The sequence below is a fragment of the Streptomyces sp. NPDC005799 genome, assembly GCF_040630525.1.
Taxonomy (GTDB): domain Bacteria; phylum Actinomycetota; class Actinomycetes; order Streptomycetales; family Streptomycetaceae; genus Streptomyces; species Streptomyces griseorubiginosus_B.
On the sequence record NZ_JBEXXQ010000007.1, the window covers coordinates 42,039 to 60,487 of the forward strand.

Sequence of the window (18,449 nt, forward strand, 5' to 3'; positions counted from 1 at the left end):
CTTGCGAGTAAGGGCTTCACTCGACCGGTGTCATTTCTGGGCAATGCGCTTAAAGAATTCCCCTTGCCGCGGTGAGAGTTTCCTTGAAACGGGACCGTGTCGGCGGTGCGGGGAGATGCCGTGACTAAAACTGCTGCGCATGGCCTCGAACGTCCTCAACGCAACCGTACCCGTCGGCTCATACCGTCGCCCGCCATGGCGATCACCCGAGGGTGAGCCTGCCTACGCACGCCCTGCGCTGCTGGTTCTCGTCGTGCTCGCCGTCGTGCTCTATGCCTGGGGTATCGACCGCAGCGAGTACCACACGTTCTACGCGAGTGCGGCCCGCAGCATGACGGAGAGCTGGAAGGCTTTCTTCTACGGGTCCTTCGATCCCGGAAATTCGATCACGCTCGACAAATCGCCGGGGTTCCTTTGGCCGCAGGCGCTGTCCGCTCGGGTCTTCGGATTCCATGCGTGGGCGCTGACCCTTCCGCAGGTTCTGGAAGGCGTCGCGAGCCTGCTGGTTCTCCATCGCATCGTCACTCGCTGGGCGGGCGCGCACGCCGCTGTGATCGCCGGCGCGGTGTTTCTGGTGACCCCCGTCGCGGTCGGGCTGTTCCGTACCCCGGTCGAGGACCCGATGTTCACGCTGTGCCTGCTGCTCGCCGCCGCGGCGACTCAGCGGGCCGCCCGCGACGGCCGGCTCCGGCCGCTGGTCATGGCCGGCGTCTGGGTCGGCATCGGCTTCCAGGCCAAGATGCTCGAGTCATGGGCCGTACTGCCGGCGCTCGCCGTCGTGTATCTGATCTCGGCACCGCTCACGCGGCGCCGACGGCTGGCCCACCTCGGCGTCGCTGCCCTGGTCATGACGGCTGTGTCGGCGTCGTGGATCCTCGCCGTCACCCTCACCCCGGCCAGGGACCGGCCCTATGTGGACGGCACCACCAACAACTCGGCGTTCAGTATGGTGGTCGGCTACAACTTCCTGTCCCGCTTCTCCTCCCTGGGCATCAGTGCGGCCTCCACGGGCAGCGTTTCCGCCTCCCAGGGTGGAGGCAACGGTCATGTCCGCACCTCCGGCCAGGACACGGGCCGGGGATCGGCCTCGTTGACCGGCCCGGGCGCGTACGGTGCCCCCGGTGACGGAAGCGGTACCCGCGCTCACGCCGGTGACCACACCCACGGCGGCGATGGTGGACTCGGCGTGGCTGCTCCACGGAGCGGCGGCAGTGGTGGGTTCGGTGGTGACGACAACGGCTGGTCGAAGATGTTCGGCACGTCGCTCGCCTCCCAGACCGGCTGGTTCTACCCGATCGCGGCCATCGCCGCGGTGTGCGGACTGCTGTGGACGCGGGGCCGGCCGCGCACCGATCGGCTGCGCGCCGGATACCTCCTGTGGGCCACCTGGCTCGCCGTGTACTTCCTGGTCTTCAGTGCCGGCAGCGTCGCCGGGCACACGTACTACATGGGCGTCATCGCCGTACCGCTCGCCGCGCTCACCGGCGCCGGGACGGTGCTGATGTGGCGCGCCTACCGGGCCGGTGGACCGCGCGCCTGGGTGCTGCCGGGCACGGTGGCGGCGACCGCGGCCTGGGCGGCGTATCTCGCCGGGCAGTTCACGTCCTTCGCACCGTGGTTGGCGCCCGCGGTGGGGGTGCTCGCTGTCGCAGCACTGGTCCTGCTTCTGATGGCGCGTCCGGGCGGGCGCCGGGCCGGCGGCAGACTGGCGCTCGGCGGTCTCGGCGCCGCACTGGCGGCTCTTCTCCTGGCACCGAGCGCGTGGGCGGTGCAGGTCTTCGCCCCGTCGTACCGCACCAGCGTGATGGGCGCGGTCGGTCCGTCGGGTACCGGCCGCGGTTTCGGAACGACATGGCCCGGGTCGGCCCGCTTCGGGCACATGGCCTGGGCCGGCGGCGCGACGTCAAGGCAAGTGGCCCGCAGCGGCGCGGGCGGCGCTGGGCGGACCCGGACCGCCGGTGGCATCGGCGGTTTCGGTGGCGCGGCCTCGGGCGGTGCGCTGACCCCCGCACAGCGGCGGCTGCTCGCCTACACGCGCGCCCATGACGGCTCGGCGGCCTATGTGTTCGCCACCACCAGCTGGAGCTCGGCGTCGCCGTACATTCTGGCGACCGGAGCGAAGGTCCTGCCGATCGGCGGCTTCAGTGGCCGGGTGCCGTCCCCGACCGAGAACCGGTTCCGCCGACTGGTCGACAGCGGCAAGGTGCGCTACGTACTGCTCGGTGGCGGCGGACGGGGGAGGGGCGCCGGCGCCATGCCGGGCGTCACCGGTGACGGGACGGCGGCCGGGACCGGGGCGACGGAGCATACGGCGGCCGCGCAGATCACCGCCTGGGTACAGGCCACCTGCACCAAGGTCCCGGCCTCGGCGTACGGGGGCTCGGCTGCCACGGCCGGGAGCCCGGCCCTGTCGGCACGGGCCGCGGTGACCACGGCCACCGGGCAGACCCTCTACCTGTGCGAGCCAGGAAAATAGAACAAGCGCCCGACCGCTCCTGCGACTGGGGGCGGCCGGGCCGATCTCGGGCGCGGCCGAGACCATGCTCAACATTGCGGGAGGCTCAGTCGCCGGGGGCGACCGCTTCGGCATGAGCGTCGAGGGCGTCGAGTACGGCGTCGCCGTTCGCCCACGCCCATTCGGTCAGCGTGTGGATCGGATCGATCAGCGTCGCCCCGAGCGGCGTGAGTTCGTACTCGACGCGCGGCGGCACCTCCGCGTAGGCGTGGCGGCGGATGAGCCCGTGCGCCTCGAGCCGTCGGAGGGTCTGGGTGAGCATCTTGCGGGAGATGCCACCGATCAGCCCGACCAGCTCGCCGTGGCGCACTGGGCCCCCGCTGAGGCCGGAGAGCACGACCACCGTCCACTTGTCGGCGATCAGCTCGACCGCCAGACGAGCCGGACAGTCGGCGAGGAAGACATCACCGGTACCGAAACCGCACATGGCGCCAAGGTACCCGCGCGACAGGAACCTGCTGGTTCCTGTCGGAAACCTAGCCTGGCAGTCCCAACCCCCCTTCGAGCCAGGAGAGTCATGCGCGTCATCACCCAACAGACGCTCGGCGGTCCCGAGGTGCTCACCATCGTGGACGCTCCCGAGCCCCAGCCGCTGCCGACCGAGGTTCTCGTCCGCGTCAAGGCCATCGGGCTGAACCCGCTGGAGGCGCGCCTGCGCGCAGGCGAGTTCCCGCTGATCGGCCGGCCGCCGTTCGTCCTCGGCTGGGACATCAGCGGCGTGGTCGAGGAGGCACCGGGGACGTGGCGCTTCAAACCCGGCGACGAGGTGTTCGGGATGCCGCTGTTCCCGCGGCCGGCGAACGCCTACGCCGAGGTCGTGTCCGCGCCTGCGCTGCACCTGGCACACAAGCCGGCGCGGCTCTCGCACGTGGAGGCGTCCGCGCTGCCGGTCGTCGGGCTGACGGCGTGGCAGGGCCTCGTCGACCTCGCCGGCGTGACCGAGGGCCACCGCGTCCTGGTCCACGGCGGAGGCGGCGGCGTCGGCCACGTCGCGATCCAGATCGCCAAAGCGCTCGGTGCGTACGTGATCACGACCGCCGGCGAGAGCAAGCGGAAGTTCGTCGAGGACCTCGGCGCCGACGAGGTGATCGACTACACGGCGGTCGACTTCACCGAGGCGGTCCGTGACGTCGACGTGGTTCTCGACACGATCGGCGGCGAGACCGTCGAGCGCTCGCTCGGAGTGCTCCGCCCGGGCGGTCACCTGGTGACGGCGGTCGCCGAGGAGGATTCGGAGCTCATTGCCAGGTACGAGGCGGCCGGCATGCGCTTCAGCGGCATCGCGGTCGAACCCGATCCGGTCGCCCTGCGAGGTCTCGTCGAACTCGTCGAACAGGGCAGGCTCCGGGTCCACGTGCAGGAGACGTTCCCGTTCGAGCGGGTCGCCGACGCGCACCGGCTGCTCGACGGCGGTCACCTCCAGGGCAAGCTCGTCCTCACCCTCTGATCCCCGCCCGGGGCCGAACCCGAGCGGGTACTCGACTCAACGCTGACATCTCGCCCTTGCTCGGCGGCGAGCACACACATCAGCCCTTGACCGGACCGCCGTTGATGGCGACGCGCTGGCCGTAGCGGGCGTAGGGGTAGTAGTCGTAGGTCGCGTGGTGCTGTACGCAGCGGTTGTCCCAGAAGACCAGCGTGCCCGGGGTCCAGCGGACGCGGCAGTGCAGGACCGGCCTGCGGGCGATGATGTCGAAGAGGACGTCGAGCAGGGCGCGGCTCTCGTCGGCCGAGAGCTGTGGGATGCGGCTGGTGTAGGCCTTGTTGACGTACAGGAGTTTGCGGTCGGTCTCGGGGTGCCGGGCGACGACCGGGTGTTCGCTCTTCGGGATGACGTAGTCCGGCGGCGGTGTGTAGCCGGCCAGGGCCTGCGCGCCGTCGTGTATCGCGGTCAGCGTGTCCAGCAGGTCACGCATGGCCGGGGAGAGCATGTCGTAGGCGAGGTGCATGTTGGCGAAGAGGGTGTCGCCGCCGCACCCCGGCTCCGGTGTCTCGGTGATGTAGAGCATCGACCCCAGTGACGGTTCGGCGTCGGCGGTGCCGTCCGCGTGCCAGCCGTTGCCGGCCACGTCCGCCGCGGCCGAGGTCGTACGGATCTCCAGGACGTACGGATCACCCTCGGGCGGAGGCGGGTTGACCGGGCGCAGTTCGCCGAAGGCGGCGGCGAAGCGCTTGTGGTGCTCGGCGGTGATGGTCTGGTCGCGGAAGACGAGGACATGGTGGTCGCGGAAGGCTGCCCGGATGTCCTGCAGTTGCTCGGGCGGGATCTCCTGCGAGAGGTCGACGCCGGAGACTTCCGCTCCCAGGACGGGGGTGATTCCTTCGACGGTGATGGTGCGGTAGGGGTGTGTGGGACGCGTGGTCACCGCTTCCAGTGCTTCGAGCTCGTACGACTCCATGTCGTCCTCCAGGGGCGCGGGGGGATTTACGCGGGGCGATTTACAGGTCAGCGGTGCCGTGGGCAAGGGCATCCGGGGAGGACAGCGTCGCCCTGATGGTCTCGGCGACCGTGTTCGCGTGGGGTGCCGTGACGATGCCGTAGTGGTCCGTGGGCAGATACCTGCGTACAGCGGAGGGGGGCAGGCAGGTGTTCCACTGCCGCTCCGTCTCCTGAGGGTCCGCGGGGGTGGGCATGCCCGCCGTGGGGTGTTCGGCCAACCAGAGACAGGTGGGGACGGAGACGAGCGGCCGTACGCGATGTTCCCCGAGGCTGCGCAGGTTCGCGCGGCAGCAGCGGGCCAGCCTCGCGGCGTACGCCTGCGCGTGTTCGGTCGGCAACGAGGAGACGCCGGTGCCGAGTTCGGCGGCGAACACCTTTTCCAGCTGGGTCTCGTCGTAGGCGGACACCAGCGCTTCTGCCTGGGGCGGTGGCGGATCGAGGAGGTGGAGCGCTTGCGGCGGCCGGCCGGCCGCCTCGGCGAGGGCCGCCATCTCCATCGCCACACGGGCGCCGTAGGACCATCCGGCCAGATGGAGCCGGTGGTCGCGTCCTCCGCCGAAGTGCTCGCGCAGCGCCGCGTCGTAGTGATGGGCCCGCTCGGCCAGTGACCATACGGGCATCCCGGCGTCGCGGAGTGCCGGGTCGGCGATGAGGCACACCGTCGGGGCGGGTCCGAGGGCTGCCACGAGGGGGCGGTAGGCCTGGATGTCTCCGCCCACGGGGTGGATCAGGCACAGGACGTCCGGACCGGTTCCTTCCTGCCAGATGTCGAGGACGACGGTGGAGGTCATGGCCGCCGTCCCGGCGGTGGGCTCGGTGGACGTGAGGGCGGCCTCGATGTGTTTGAGGATCTCCGTGAGGCTGACGCGGTGGCTGAAGGAGGCCAGGTCGAACTCGACGCCGTAGTCGTCCTCGATCTGGGCGATGAGGCTGATCAGGGTCAGGGAGTCGGCGCCCAGGTCGTAGAGGGAGTCCTCGGGGTCCAGTTCGTCCACGCCGAGCAAATCCTGGATCACCCGGGCCATGGCGTCCGCACGCTCTCCTGCACCTCCCGCGTCGGGGACTTCCTTCTGCGCGTCCGCCACGCGCGCCGGTGAGGAGCGATCCGCGATCCCGGCAGGAGCGTAGAAGGCGCGGGAGGCCTCGATATCGGTCGTGGACAAGAGGAGTTGAGGCAGTTGCAGGGCGAGGGCATGGCCGAAGACCGCTTTGCCCTCCTCGACGCTCAGGCCGACGGAGAGGTGGGCCTGATGGCGGCTGTCCGGGGCCGGGACCCTCGTCGCCATGCCTGTCTCCCGCCAGATGTCCCAGTCGATACCGATCCTGACGGTCGTCTCCGCCTCGGTGGCCCGGTGGTGGGCGAAGCCGTCGAGGAGGCTCGCGCCCGCCGCGTAGTCGCTCTGACCGACACCGCCGAGCACGGCGGACATCGAGGAGCAGTAGACCGCGATCTCCGGGCGGAAGGCGCCGATGAGGTGTTCGACGACGAGTGCGCCCCTTTCGCGGACCGCCGCGGCCTCGCGCATCGCGGTGGCGTCACGTCGTACGAGCAGCCCGCCATGTCCGAGACCGGCCGCGTGGACGACGCCGTCCAGCCGTGACGTGTGCTCGGCGACGGCCGCGGCCACGTCGTGAACGGACATGGTCGCGAGATCCGCCGGGACGAGGCCGATGCGGTCGGCCCACCCGTTCAGGTCCTCGGGCAGGCGCGGGTTTCTCGACAGCAACAGCACCTTGCCGCGGGTGTGTTCGAGCAGCCAGGTGGCGATTGCGCGGCCCACGCCGCCCGTGCCGCCGAGCACCAGGTGGACGGTGTCGGATGCGGCCGGTACACGGGAGGGCACCCCCTCCGGGGCCGGTACGGGTACGGTGCCGGGCCGCCACCAGTAACCCTCCCGCAGTGCGAGCCGGCGCGGGAGGGCCGGTCCGTGCGGATGACCGGCCTCATGTGTCTCGGCGACGATCGAGGCCACGTGTCCGGCCCAGCGGGTGAGGTCGCCGTCGGGGAGGTCGAGCCAGTGGCCGTTCAGGGCCGACTCCTGATGGGAGACCTCGACCGGCCCGGCCAGGAGGGCCAGTTCGGGTCGCTCCACCGTTCCCGTCACGGGCCGGGCGCCGTACGACAGCCACCACAGACGTGGGGAGTCGCCGCGCCCGGCCAGCGCCTGGGCCAGGGCCGCCGTACTGTCCAGGCAGGCGTGCCGGGCGCGTTCCAAGGTGCCGGGACCGACCGGCCCCGTCACGCCCAGGGGCAGGGCGTGCACCCACTCCATGTCGAGGGAGGGCGGAACACCGTCCTCGGACAGCGCGTCCAGCAGCCGGCGCACAGATGCCGGATCGGCCGGGTCCACGACGTAGGAGTCAGCTCCTGTGCGGGCGAAGGTGTCGGCCGGACGGACCTGTATCACTCGCGGTGCCACCGCTTTGAAGGCCGCGAGCGCTGTCGGCGGAGTGTTCCGGGAGGCTACGACGACCACGGCGGACGCTTGCCCGTTCGGCACGGTGGTGCCCGCGACGGTGGCACGGCGCAGGCGCACCCAGTGCGGCTGGTGCAGCCAGTTCGCCCGGGGCAGCCGCCGGGGTGTGGCGGCCGGGTCCTCGCGCGGATTCTCGGATCGCCGGTCGAAGTCGTACGTCGTGAGACAGAAGGACGGGGGAGGGAAGTCCCAGGGGGCCGGAGCGGAGCGCGCGGCCCCCCAGTCGACCGGGCGTCCGGCGGCCCAGTCCTCGGCGAGGTCGTGGGCCGTGCGACCGGCCGCGGAGACAGGCACGGCGTCCGGGTCCGCGGTACCGGGCGGCACCGCTCCCGCAGCCACCGCGCGCAGCCAGTGCTCGGCCGCGGCGGCGTCCGTCACCGGTGCCGCGGCCCGCAACTGCCGAACGACCCGCCCGGCCTGCAGATGGCGCAGTACTGACTCGTGGCGCTCGGGGTGGAGTTGGAGGTAGTCGGCGATGCGGGCGGCGTCGGCGGCCAGGGCGTCCGGGCTGGAGGCCGACAGCACGAGGCAGGCGGGGACCTCGTAGGTCGCTGCCGGTTCGGGCGGGGTGGCCTGTTCGACGATGACGTGGGCGTTGGTGCCACCGATGCCGAAGCTGCTGACAGCGGCCACCCGGTGGCGTCCCTCGGGCCACGGCGTGGCTTCGGTCGGGATGTGGAACGGAGTGGGATCGGGGCCGATCTCCGGGTTGAAGGCACGGAAGTTGAGGTTGGGCGGGAACGTCGCGTGGTGCACGGCGAGGACCGCGCGGACGAGGCCCACCACTCCGGCGGCCGCACCGAGGTGGCCGAGCTGGCTCTTGACGGAGCTCAGAGCGCAGCGGCCGGACTCGGTGACGTCGAACGCCTGCCGCAGCGCCCCCACTTCGATCGGGTCGCCCAGCCGGGTGCCGGTGCCGTGGGCCTCGACATAGCTGAGATCGGCGCCCGTGCGTCCGGCGCGGGACAGGGCGGTGCGGATCACCTCCCGCTGTCCTGCCAGGGACGGCGCGGTGTAACTCATCTTCTGTGCACCGTCGTTGTTGATCGCGGAGCCGGTGATGAGTGCGTAGACGGTGTCACCGTCACGCCGCGCCTGCCGCAGCGTCTTCAGGACCACGACGCCGACGCCGCTCGCGCCGACCGTGCCCGTGGCGTCGTCGCTGAAGGGACGACAGTCGCCGTCCGCGGAGAAGATGTGCTGCGGACGGTAGCGGTAGCCGCCGGTCAGCCCCGGATCGATGAGGACGCCTCCGGCCAGCATCACATCGGCTTCGCCCTGCCGGAGCAGACCGGCGGCGAGGTGCACGGCGACCAGGGAGCTGGAGCAGGCCGTCTGGGCGCTGAAGGCGGGGCCGGTCAGCCCGAGATGGAAGGCGACCTTGGTGGCCAGGAAGTCCTTGTCATGGTGCAGGGCGAGCTGGAAGCCGTCGGGCAGCCGGTCGGGGTCCGCCTCGCGCAGCAGGGACTGGAAGTACGTGTTCTCACCCGCACCCGCCACCAGGCCGACCCGTGCGGCCGAGGTGTCCGCCACTCCGGCGTGTGCCAGGGCCTGCACGCCGGCCATCAGCAGGTGACGCTGCTGGGGGTCCATCAGCCGTGCCTCCTGGGGGCTGATGCCGAAGTGGCCCGGGTCGAAGTCGAGCATGCCGTCGAGCGTGCTGTGCACGCCGACCATTCCTTCCGGCGCGTCGACGCGCCGGATTCCGGTGCCGCCGGAGACCACCAGCTTCCAGAAGGCGGCCAGGTCCGGGGCACCGGGCAACCGCACCGCCATACCGACGACCGCGATCGGCTCGCCGGGTGCCCAGGGCCCCTCGTTCTTCGCGGCCGGTGTGGCCTGGGGCCGCGGGGCGGTGAGGTGCCGGGCCAGGGAGCGGACGGTGACGTGCTCGAAGAGGTCCGCGACACTGAAGCGCAGACCGAGTGCCGTGGTGCAGCGCAGGTGGAAACGCATCAGGGCGAGACTGGAGGCACCTGCCTCGAAGAAGGTCTGGTCCGGCGCGATCACCGACCCGGTGACCTCCTCGAAGGCAGCGGTGAGGCGCTCCTCCTCGGCCGACAGGCCCGTACGGGCGGTGGCCGAAGGACGTAAATCTTCCCCCGGCGCCCCGAGCACGGCCCGCCGGTCGAGCTTGCCGCTGGGTGTGCGGGGCAGTCGATCCAGCCGGCGGAATCGCTCCACACGTACGTACGAGGGCAGCAGGGCGGACAGATGCGCGGTCAGCTCGTCGGCGGAAGGTGCTTCGCCACGGATCTCCAGACCCGCCGTGAGCCGGTCCCCGTCACGGGTGACGGCGGCGTTGACCACCGCCGGATGGCGCAGCAGCGCCGCCTCGACGGAACCGAGTTCGAGCCGGTGCCCGCTCAGTTTGATCTGCTGGTCATCGCGGCCCGCGTAGTGCAGCAGACCCTCGCGGTCGAAGAACGCCCGGTCGCCGCTGCGGTAGAACAGGCCCGCGGAGCCGGGGAGTTCGACGAAGCGGGTGTCGTCGAGTTCCGGTTCGTCGAGGTAGCAGCGGGTGGTCATGGTGCCGCCGATCAGCAGCTCGCCGGTGCACCCGGCCGGGACCGGGTCGCCCTCGGCGTCCACCAGCCGCAGATCGGCCCCGGCCACCGGACGTCCGATGGCGGGTCGCTCCGGCCAGTGCCCGGGATCTCCCTCCAGGCACAGGGCGCTGACCACATGGGTCTCCGTCGGCCCGTAGTGGTTGAACAGCCGCGCGCCGGGGAGCCCGGCGAACCAGCGCCGGATGCTGTCGGTGCACACCAACTGCTCGCCCGCGGTGACCACTTCACGCAGCCGGGACGGATACCTGTTCAGTCGGACGGCGTACTCGGCGAGCAGGTGCAGGGCCACGTAGGGCATGAAGATCCGCTGGGCGCCCGCGGAGTCCAGCCGGTCCAGGAGCGCGGGTATGTCCTGACGCCACTCGGGGCGGATGAGCTGGAGGCTGCCGCCCGTGCACAGGGTCCCGAAGATCTCCTGGAAGGACACGTCGAACGACAGCATCGAGAACTGCTGGGTGGCGGCGGGGGCGGTCAGGCCGCCGGGACCGGACTGCCACTTGATCAGATCGCACAGGGTGCGGTCCTGGATCTGCACGCCCTTGGGGACGCCGGTAGAGCCAGAGGTGAACAGCGTGTACAGGGGGCGAGCGCCGCTGTGGGCCGGCGCGTCGGCCGTGCGTCGGGTGTCCCCGTCGTACGACGCCTCCGTGCCGTCGCCCGTTCGCGGCTCCGAGCCCGCCCCCGGTACGACGAGGTGGCGGGCCACACCGTCCGGGAGCAGCGTGTCCAGCGCCGGCGAGCCGTCCCGTGTGGTCAGGACGCACAGGGGGTCGACCCGTTCCAGGACGCGGCGCAGCACGCCGGCCGGGTAGGAGGGGTCGAGGGGGACGGCGGTGACGTTCAGCCTGGCCAGCGCCAGCAGCGCCACCACGTGTTCGGCGGAGGGCTCCAGGTACAGGGCCGCCCGGCACGGGCTGTCGTCGGCCGGGATCGGGTAGCGGTCGGCCAGTTCCGCGGCGAGCGCTGCCGCGCGGGCGTCGAGCGCCGCGTAGCTCAGGGTCTCGCCGTCGGCCGTGACGACGGCGGGGGCGTGCGGAGTGCGGGCGACCTGACGACTGAAGCCTTCGGCGACCGTGGTGAAGCCGGGTTCGGGGGCGGGCCCGCGCCCGTGCCGCGGAAGGGAGTGCCGGTAGGGGAGGACGAGTTCACGGGCGGTACGGCGGCCACCGGACGCGAGCGCGTCCACGCCTCGCCGCAACAGCTCCGCCATCGCCTCGACGTCCTCGCCGGTGAACCGGTCCTCGGCGTACTCCCACAGCACGTCGAGCGCGTCCGCATGCTCGACCACGGAGACCGTCATCGGGCACTTGGCCTCCGGTGCCGCCCACCACAGGGGGCGCTGGGCGCAGCCGGACAGCCGCAACGCCCCGAAGTCGGTGTTCTCCAGGACGAACAGGAAGTCGAACGGTGTGGTGTCGCCGACGCCCACCCAGCCGCTCAGCACGTCGGTGAACGCCACGTCCTGGCGCCCCAGCACCTGCCCGGTGTGCTTTCCGGCGCGGGCGAGATGTGAGCGCAGATCCTCGCCGGGCGCGACGGTCACGGGCAGCAGTACGGTGTTCGCCATCATGCCCGCGCTGTTCTCGAACTCGCGCACCGGGCGGCCCGCGACCGGGGCGGCGATACGCGGGCGGACCAGGCCGGTCACGCCGTACAGGCACCAGGAGAACACACTCAGCAGAACCTGGAACCGGGTCAGCCCGAACTCGGAGCACAGCTGGTCGACTTGGGCCCGCCGAACGACGTCGAGGGACGTGTGCAGCAGGCGTGCCCGCGGTGCCGTACTCGCGTCGTGCAGGGACAGCGCCTCCAGCGGCTCCTTCAAACCCCGGTAGAACGCGAGGAGTTCATCGCGCTGGGTCCGGTAGGCCGGGCTCGCGAAGCGGTCGCGCTGCCAGACGGCGAGGTCCAGCGGGGTCGGAGAGGGTGCCTCGGGCCGGTCGCTTCCGGCGTACTCGGCGGACAGGTCGTGCAGCAGGACGCTCAACGACCAGCCGTCCACCGCGATGTGGTGCAGGTGCAGCAGGAGCGTGCCGCCGCCTTCTCGCGGTAGCCAGCAGGCTCGGAGCATGCGGGGGACGGTGAGGTCGAAGGCTTCGGCGAAGAAGGTGTCGGCGAAGGCGTGTGCTTCTTCCTCCGCCCAGACCTGGCGGGAACCTGGCTCGTGCCAGGGGTCGTACGGCTCGCCGACCGTCTGCTCCAGACCCTCCGGCCCCAGATGGAAGCCCGTCCGTAGCGCCGCGTGTCGTGCCACGAGGCTGCGCAGCGCCCGCCGGAGTGCGGCGGTGTCGACGGGTCCGTCCACGCGGAAGGCCTGGTTGACGGAGTACGCCCGGGAGTCGGGAGTGGAGCGCTGTATCAGCCACAGCCGCTGCTGTTCGCTGGTGGCGGGCGCCGAGCGGGCACCGGAGACCACCGGTGTCGGCAAGGCGCCCTCCTCGCCGGGACCGGCCGTGGCGAGCGACCGGGCGACGGCGGCCAGGTCGCCGTGCAGGACGGCCGACTGGGTCAGCTCGCGGCCCCAGTGCTGACGTACGGCGAAACAGAACCGCAGTGCCTTCAGCGAGTCACCGCCGACGGCGATCCACCGGTCGCCGAGCCGGAGGCCGGTGGTGCCGAGTATCTCCTCGGCCAGTTCGATGACTTGGCGCTCCGTCTCCGTGGCGGCCGGGGCGTCGGAGTCGGCGGCGGTGGACCGCCATGGCTGGGTGGCCTGCTCCAGCAGGGCGCTCTGGTCGACCTTGCCGTTGGCGTTGAGCGGGAGGTCGGCCACGAGATGGATCCGGTGGGGACGCATGTAGGCCGGCAGCTGTGCCGCCAGGTGGCTGTCGAACTCCTCGTAGGACAGTTCCTGACCGAGGACCACGAACGCCAGGAGTTCATTGGGCCCCTCGCGGCCCACGGGGCGCGTGCACACATGGGCCCGCTGGACCGCCGGGTGGGTCAGGACGCGCCGTTCCACCTCGCCGGGCTCGATCCTGAAGCCACGGACCTTGACCTGGCGGTCGGTTCGGCCCACGTATTCCACCAGGCCCTCGCCGTTGGCACGCACGAGGTCACCGGTGCGGTAGTACGTCTCCTCGCCCCCGTCGAGCCACGGCAGGCGCACGAAGCGCCGCTCGGTCTCGTCGGGAAGGTTGCGGTATCCGACGGCGAGTCCGGCTCCGCTCAACAGGAGTTCGCCGACCTCACCCGGCGCGGCCACCCGCTCCTGGCCCGGTACGACGGTGACCGCACCGGTCTGCGGCAGGGGCCGGCCGATCGGCACCACGTCCGCGTCGAAGTCCCGGGGGATGAGATGGCACAGGGCGAAGGTGGTGGACTCCGTGGGTCCGTAGATGTTGAACAGGCGGGTGCCACTGTCGGCGTTGTCCCGGTACCAGCCACGCATCACTTGTGCGTTGAGCTGCTCACCGCCCACCAGAACCTGTCCGGCCGTGGCGAAGCAGTCCGGCACAGCCGTGACCATCGCGTTGAACAGGGCCGTGGTGACGAAGACGGTGTCCACGCGTCCGTGCCGCAATGCCGCGGCGAGCCGCTCGGGCGTCTGCACGTCCGCGTCGCTCAGGATCACGCAGCAGCCGCCGGTCAGCAGGGGCACCCAGACTTCGAAGCTCAGCGCGTCGAACGCGGGATTGGCCAGACAGGCATGGCGCAGGTCGGGCGCGAGACGAATGTAGCCGGGTTGGGCCAGGCGCCGGATCCCGGCGTCACGGACCTCAACACCCTTCGGCCGTCCGGTCGTTCCGGAGGTGTAGAACAGGAAGGACACCTCGCCCGGTGCGGCAGGCGCCTCCAAGGAGACGTCCGCGTCCGGCAGTTCGGGCAGAAGCGTGTCCGCGCCGAGCGCTTTGATGTCCGTCGGGAGCTCGGTGAGGCTCTCGGCCGTTTCATGCACCAGGGCGACCGCGGCGGAGTCCTGGAGAATGAAGTGACGGCGCTCGGCGGGGCTCTGCGTGTCGAGGGGCACGACCCGCGCCCCCAGCCGCAGAATGCCCAGCATCACGCAGACCAGCCGCCAGGACCGCGGCAGCGCCACCGCCACGGCCTGCCCCGTGGTGACTCCCAGACGCCCCAGCTCCCGGGCGACGGTGGCGGCTCTCCCGTTCAACGCCGCGTAGTCGAGGTGGACTTCGCCGTCGACGACGGCCTCGGCGCGTGGCGTGCGCAGGGCCCGGCGGTGAATCTCGAGCGCCAAGCCGGCCGGATCGCTCAGGTGCTCGGACACGTCAGTGGGGGGCGTTTCGACGCGCGGTTTCATCGTGCATCCTCCGACGTGCCTGAGGGGGCGCCTGGGCCGGGGACGGCGGCCAACCGGTCCAGTTCGGCGGCCAGGACGGCTGCGACGCGGGGCAGTTCGTCGCTCTCCAACATGTCCCAGTGACCGCAGGCGACCGGCTCGACCACGAACTCACCGTTGACGCGCTGCCGCCAGAACGCGCGTAGACGAGCGGCGGCATGCTCGACGTCCGCCTCTTCGTCCTCCACGGCCGTCGCCTGCAACAGCACGACACGGGCGGGGGACGCGGGTACGACGTAGTCGCGCCCCGTCTCACGATGGTGGTTGTAGACGTTCAGGTACCGGGCCACCTGCTCGTCGTCGATGCCCGGGTACATGCCGTTGAAGCGCACCAGCTTCTCCCGGAACTCCGCCATGCCGACCGGGGCGATCGCGGCGCGCTGTTCGTCGGTCTGGGCGCCGTGGGTGTCGAGGAGGACCACGCTCACCTTCTCGTGTCCGGCCGTCACCAGGCGGCGGCCCATCTCGTACGCGATCAGACCGCCGTAGGAGAGCCCGCACAGCACCACTGCCTCGTCGGCGCGGGGTGCGACCAGCCGCAGATACTCCTCGGCCATGGCCTCGACGCCGGGCAGGGTGGACTCGCCGGGGTTGATGCCGGGCGCCTGGAGCCCCACGACGCCTATGTCGTCGGCCAGTTCCGCGGACAGGGGCAGGTAGCAGAAGGCCGTGCCCCCGGCCGGGTGCACGCACACCACGCGCTGTCGACCGCCGCCCGCACGGAATTCGACCAGGCTGCTGAGCTCAGCGGACCCCGCGGCGTCGCCGCCGTCGGCGCGCACGCGCTCGGCGAGTGCCTCGATGGTCGGGTGCAGCATGACGTCCCGGACGGGCAGAGCGACGCCGAGCTCCTCCTGGACGGCGGACGCCATCTTGATCGCCGAGATCGAAGTGCCGCCCAGCTCGAAGAAGTTGTCACCGATACCGATGTCGGGATGCAGCAGGATCCGCCGCCACACCCGGTACAGGGCCATTTCGACGTGGTCGCGGGGAGCGGCCGTGTTGACCCGGCCCGCGTGGGCTGCCGTAGCGGCCCGCAGCACCGCCGGCCGGTCCACCTTGCCGCTGTTGTTCAACGGCAGCCGCGGGAACTCGGCAACGGCGGCGGGGATCATGTAGTCGGGCAGGCGGTCCTTGAGGGCCGCACGCCACTCGTACGGCATCCGCGTGCGTTCGGCGTCACATCCCACTCCGGCGACCAGGCGAGGACCACCCGGCGTGTCACGATCGGCAAGAACGACGGCCTCCCGCACCCCGGGGACGGCCAGCAGCGCCGCTTCGACCTCTCCCGGTTCGATGCGGAATCCGCGCAGCTTGAGCTGGTCGTCCCGGCGGCCGACGTATTCGGCGTTGCCGTCCGGCAGCCAGCGTGCCAAGTCGCCAGTGCGGTAAAGGCGTTGACCGGGGACGAAGGGGTCGGGCACGAAGACTTCGTCGGTGAGGTCGGGGCGGTTGAGATAGCCGCGGGCCAGACTCGCTCCACCGAGGTAGACCTCTCCGGTGACTCCCACGGGTACCGGACGCATCCGGTCGTCGAGCAGGTACAGCCGGGTGCCGCGCAGCGGCCGCCCGATGGGACACGACCGCTCGTAGGGCTGGGGGTCGGTGTAGGCGGTGGCGTAGAGGGTGGCCTCGGTCGGGCCGTAGCCGAAGCAGATGCGCAGGCCGGGCAGCAGCTCACGCATGCGGTGCAGGGTGGTCTCCGGCAGGGACTCCACACCGGTGAGGAGCTGACGCAGGCTCGATCCGGCGAGGCGCGCGGCCGGGTCCTCGCCGATCCACTGGACGTAGGACGGAGGCAGGAACGCCTGGGTGACCTTGCGTTCGCGCATCCACTCCAGCAACGCCCCGGGATCTCCGCGGAGTTCGTCGGGGACCAGGTGGAGGACTGCGCCGGTGGTCAGCGGGACGAGGAGTTCGTGCACCGACGCGTCGAAGCCGATGCTGGACCAGGCCGACGAGGCCTCGCCGGGGGCGTCCCCCATGAGGTCGCGCCAGTGGTCGAAGAGATTGACGACGCTTCCGTGGGTCACCGCCACCCCCTTGGGTCGGCCGGTCGATCCCGAGGTGTGGATGACGTAGGCGAGCCGCGCCGCGTCCGTGCCGACGGCGGGCGCATGGTCGTGGGCCCCCTCGGCTTCCACGGTCGCCAGGCGCTCCCAGAGCTGTCCGTCGTCGGCGGCGCTCTTCTGGTCGGTGAGTACAAGGACCGGTGCCGCGTCGCTGACCATGGCCGCGAGCCGCTCCGGGGGCTGCCCGGGGTCGAGGGGCAGGTAAGCGGCTCCGGACTTGAGGATCCCGAGCACACCGACGACGAGGTCGGTGGTGCGTCCGGAGTGCAGGGCCACGACACGGTCAGGACCGGCACCGCGGGCGATCAGAGCGTGGGCGAGACGGTTGGCTCGGCGGTCGAGTGTCGCGTAGTCCAGCTCGACGCCACCGGCCACCACCGCACACTGGCCCGGTCGTTCACGGACCTGCGCGGCGAAGCGTTCCAGCACTCCCGTCGATGCCGGGCCGGTCACGGCGGGCCCGGTGCTGAAGGTGGCGAGGAGTGCCCGCTGCTCGTTCTCGTCGAGCAGTGTCAGGTCGGCGATCTCGGCATCGGGCCGCTCGGTCATCAGCCGCAGCACGCGCTGGAACTGACGTACATACCGTTCGATCGTGGCCCGGTTGAAGAGTGCCACCGCGTAGTCGATCTCGCCGGTGAGCTGCCGGCCCTCGTCGGCCAGGGCCAGGACCATGTCGAACTTCGCGGGGACGTGGGCGGCGTCCTCTCGTAACTCGACCTCCAGCCCCGGGAGTTCGAGTTCCTTCCGCATGGAGGGGACCCAGGCGAACATCGTCTGGAACAGGGCCGTGCAGGCGGGGCTCCGCGGTGGGTTGACCAGTTCGACGACTCGCTCGAAGGGGAGGTCGACGTGCTTGAGGGCGTCACGTATCCGCTCGTTCACCCGCTTCAGGGCGTCCTTGACGGTGGGGGAGCCGGAGAGGTCCGCGCGCAGGGCGAGGGTGTTGACGAAGAAGCCGATCAGACCCTCGACGTCCCCGCGTCGCCGGTTCGACGTGGGAGCGCCGACCACGATGTCGTCCTGCCCGGAGAGCAGGGACAGCAGCACGGACCAGCCGGTCAGGACGGTCGCGTAGAGGGAGACATCGTTGTCGGACGCCAGCGCGCGCAGGGCCCGCGTCAGGTCCTCGTCGACCGTCACGGCCAACCGGGCGCCGTGGAAGTCCTGTTCGGGCGGCCGGGGTCGATCGGTGGGAAGGGTGATCACGGCCGGGCTGTCAGCCAGCGCGGCGGTCCAGTAGTCGGCCTGTGAGGTGGGCTCGTCCCCCGACATCCACTCCCACTGCCACCGTGTGTAATCGCTGTACTGCCAGGTCAGTTCGGGCAGCGAGACGGCCTGCCCCCGCTGAAGGCCGTCGTACACCAGGCCCAGCTCCTTCAGCAGCAGGGACCGGGACCAGCCGTCGAAGATGATGTGATGTGCTGTCAGGATCATTACGTGGTGGTCCGGTTGGAGCGCGATCAGGCAGCCGCGTGCCATGGGTTCCTCGCCCAGGCGGAACGGGGTGCCCTCCACCTCCAGCCGTATGCGCGTGAACTGTTCGGCCGCGTCGGGCAGTTCGGTCAGATCCTCGAAGGTCACCGGGAACCCCGTGTCCGGCGGATCGACGACCTGGAGAGCCGAACCCTCGGAGGGGACCAGTCGGGTGCGCAGGGCCTCGTGCCGGGCCGCGAGCAGATGAAGGGCCTTGATGAGCAGGTCCCGGTCCAGCGGTCCCCGGATGTCGAACGGCATCGGCTCGTTGTAGGCGGTGCTGGCGTCTCCGTCCATGCGTGCCATGACCCACAGACGCTCCTGCGCCAGCGACAATGGCGCGGATTCTGTCTCTTCGCCGGAATGATTACTGACTGCGATTCGGGGTAAATTCACGGATTACCCTTCACGAGAAGAGAACGCGACGGACGTCGGTCGCGGCGTTACCGGAGTATCAGCTGACGTCCGGAAATGCAGGCGTTGCAACCCCAGTAGACGGGATCATTTCCGTGATGCTAAATGTGCTCCGATTAAGCGGTCAACGGTGACCAACGCCACAACCAATAACCGATGGAACCCTGTTTGCGCTCGGCAAGCGACAT

General features: G+C 70.8%; 6 protein-coding genes. 2 read left to right on the top strand and 4 right to left on the bottom strand.

Annotated elements, in window-relative coordinates; genetic code table 11:
- Positions 1-139: 139 nt before the first annotated feature.
- A complete protein-coding gene (locus ABZ453_RS08960) occupies positions 140-2,476 on the top strand; it encodes a glycosyltransferase family 39 protein (protein WP_359013075.1) in 2,337 nt (778 codons plus the stop codon).
- Between the two features lie 85 nt (positions 2,477-2,561).
- On the opposite strand, the gene ABZ453_RS08965 is transcribed toward ABZ453_RS08960, so the two are convergent.
- A complete protein-coding gene (locus tag ABZ453_RS08965; RefSeq protein ID WP_359013077.1) occupies positions 2,562-2,942 on the bottom strand; it encodes a helix-turn-helix domain-containing protein in 381 nt (126 codons plus the stop codon).
- Between the two features lie 90 nt (positions 2,943-3,032).
- On the opposite strand from ABZ453_RS08965, the gene ABZ453_RS08970 reads away from it, so the two are divergent.
- A complete protein-coding gene (locus ABZ453_RS08970; RefSeq protein ID WP_359013079.1) occupies positions 3,033-3,962 on the top strand; it encodes an NADP-dependent oxidoreductase in 930 nt (309 codons plus the stop codon).
- Between the two features lie 79 nt (positions 3,963-4,041).
- On the opposite strand, the gene ABZ453_RS08975 is transcribed toward ABZ453_RS08970, so the two are convergent.
- Genes ABZ453_RS08975 through ABZ453_RS08985 form a run of 3 tightly spaced genes read right to left on the bottom strand, consistent with a single transcriptional unit; the run spans position 4,042 to position 18,243 of the window.
- Entirely contained in the window at positions 4,042-4,914 is an 873-nt protein-coding gene (locus ABZ453_RS08975) for a TauD/TfdA family dioxygenase (RefSeq protein WP_359013081.1), read from the bottom strand.
- Positions 4,915-4,954: 40 nt separating this feature from the next.
- Positions 4,955-14,263 carry an amino acid adenylation domain-containing protein gene (locus tag ABZ453_RS08980; RefSeq protein WP_359013083.1) on the bottom strand — a complete coding sequence of 3,103 codons (9,309 nt, stop codon included), beginning with the start codon at positions 14,261-14,263 and terminating at the stop codon, positions 4,955-4,957.
- On the bottom strand, positions 14,260-18,243 hold the full coding sequence (locus ABZ453_RS08985) for an amino acid adenylation domain-containing protein (RefSeq protein WP_359013085.1): 3,984 nt from the start codon (positions 18,241-18,243) through the stop codon (positions 14,260-14,262). Before ABZ453_RS08985 ends, ABZ453_RS08980 begins: the two co-directional genes overlap by 4 nt.
- Positions 18,244-18,449 lie beyond the last annotated feature (206 nt).

Coding starts and splice junctions, on each gene's coding strand:
- ABZ453_RS08960 (WP_359013075.1), top strand. CDS start 140: ATGGCCTCGAACGTCCTCAACGCAACCGTACCCGTCGGCTCATACCGT.
- ABZ453_RS08965 (WP_359013077.1), bottom strand. CDS start 2,942: ATGTGCGGTTTCGGTACCGGTGATGTCTTCCTCGCCGACTGTCCGGCT.
- ABZ453_RS08970 (WP_359013079.1), top strand. CDS start 3,033: ATGCGCGTCATCACCCAACAGACGCTCGGCGGTCCCGAGGTGCTCACC.
- ABZ453_RS08975 (WP_359013081.1), bottom strand. CDS start 4,914: ATGGAGTCGTACGAGCTCGAAGCACTGGAAGCGGTGACCACGCGTCCC.
- ABZ453_RS08980 (WP_359013083.1), bottom strand. CDS start 14,263: ATGAAACCGCGCGTCGAAACGCCCCCCACTGACGTGTCCGAGCACCTG.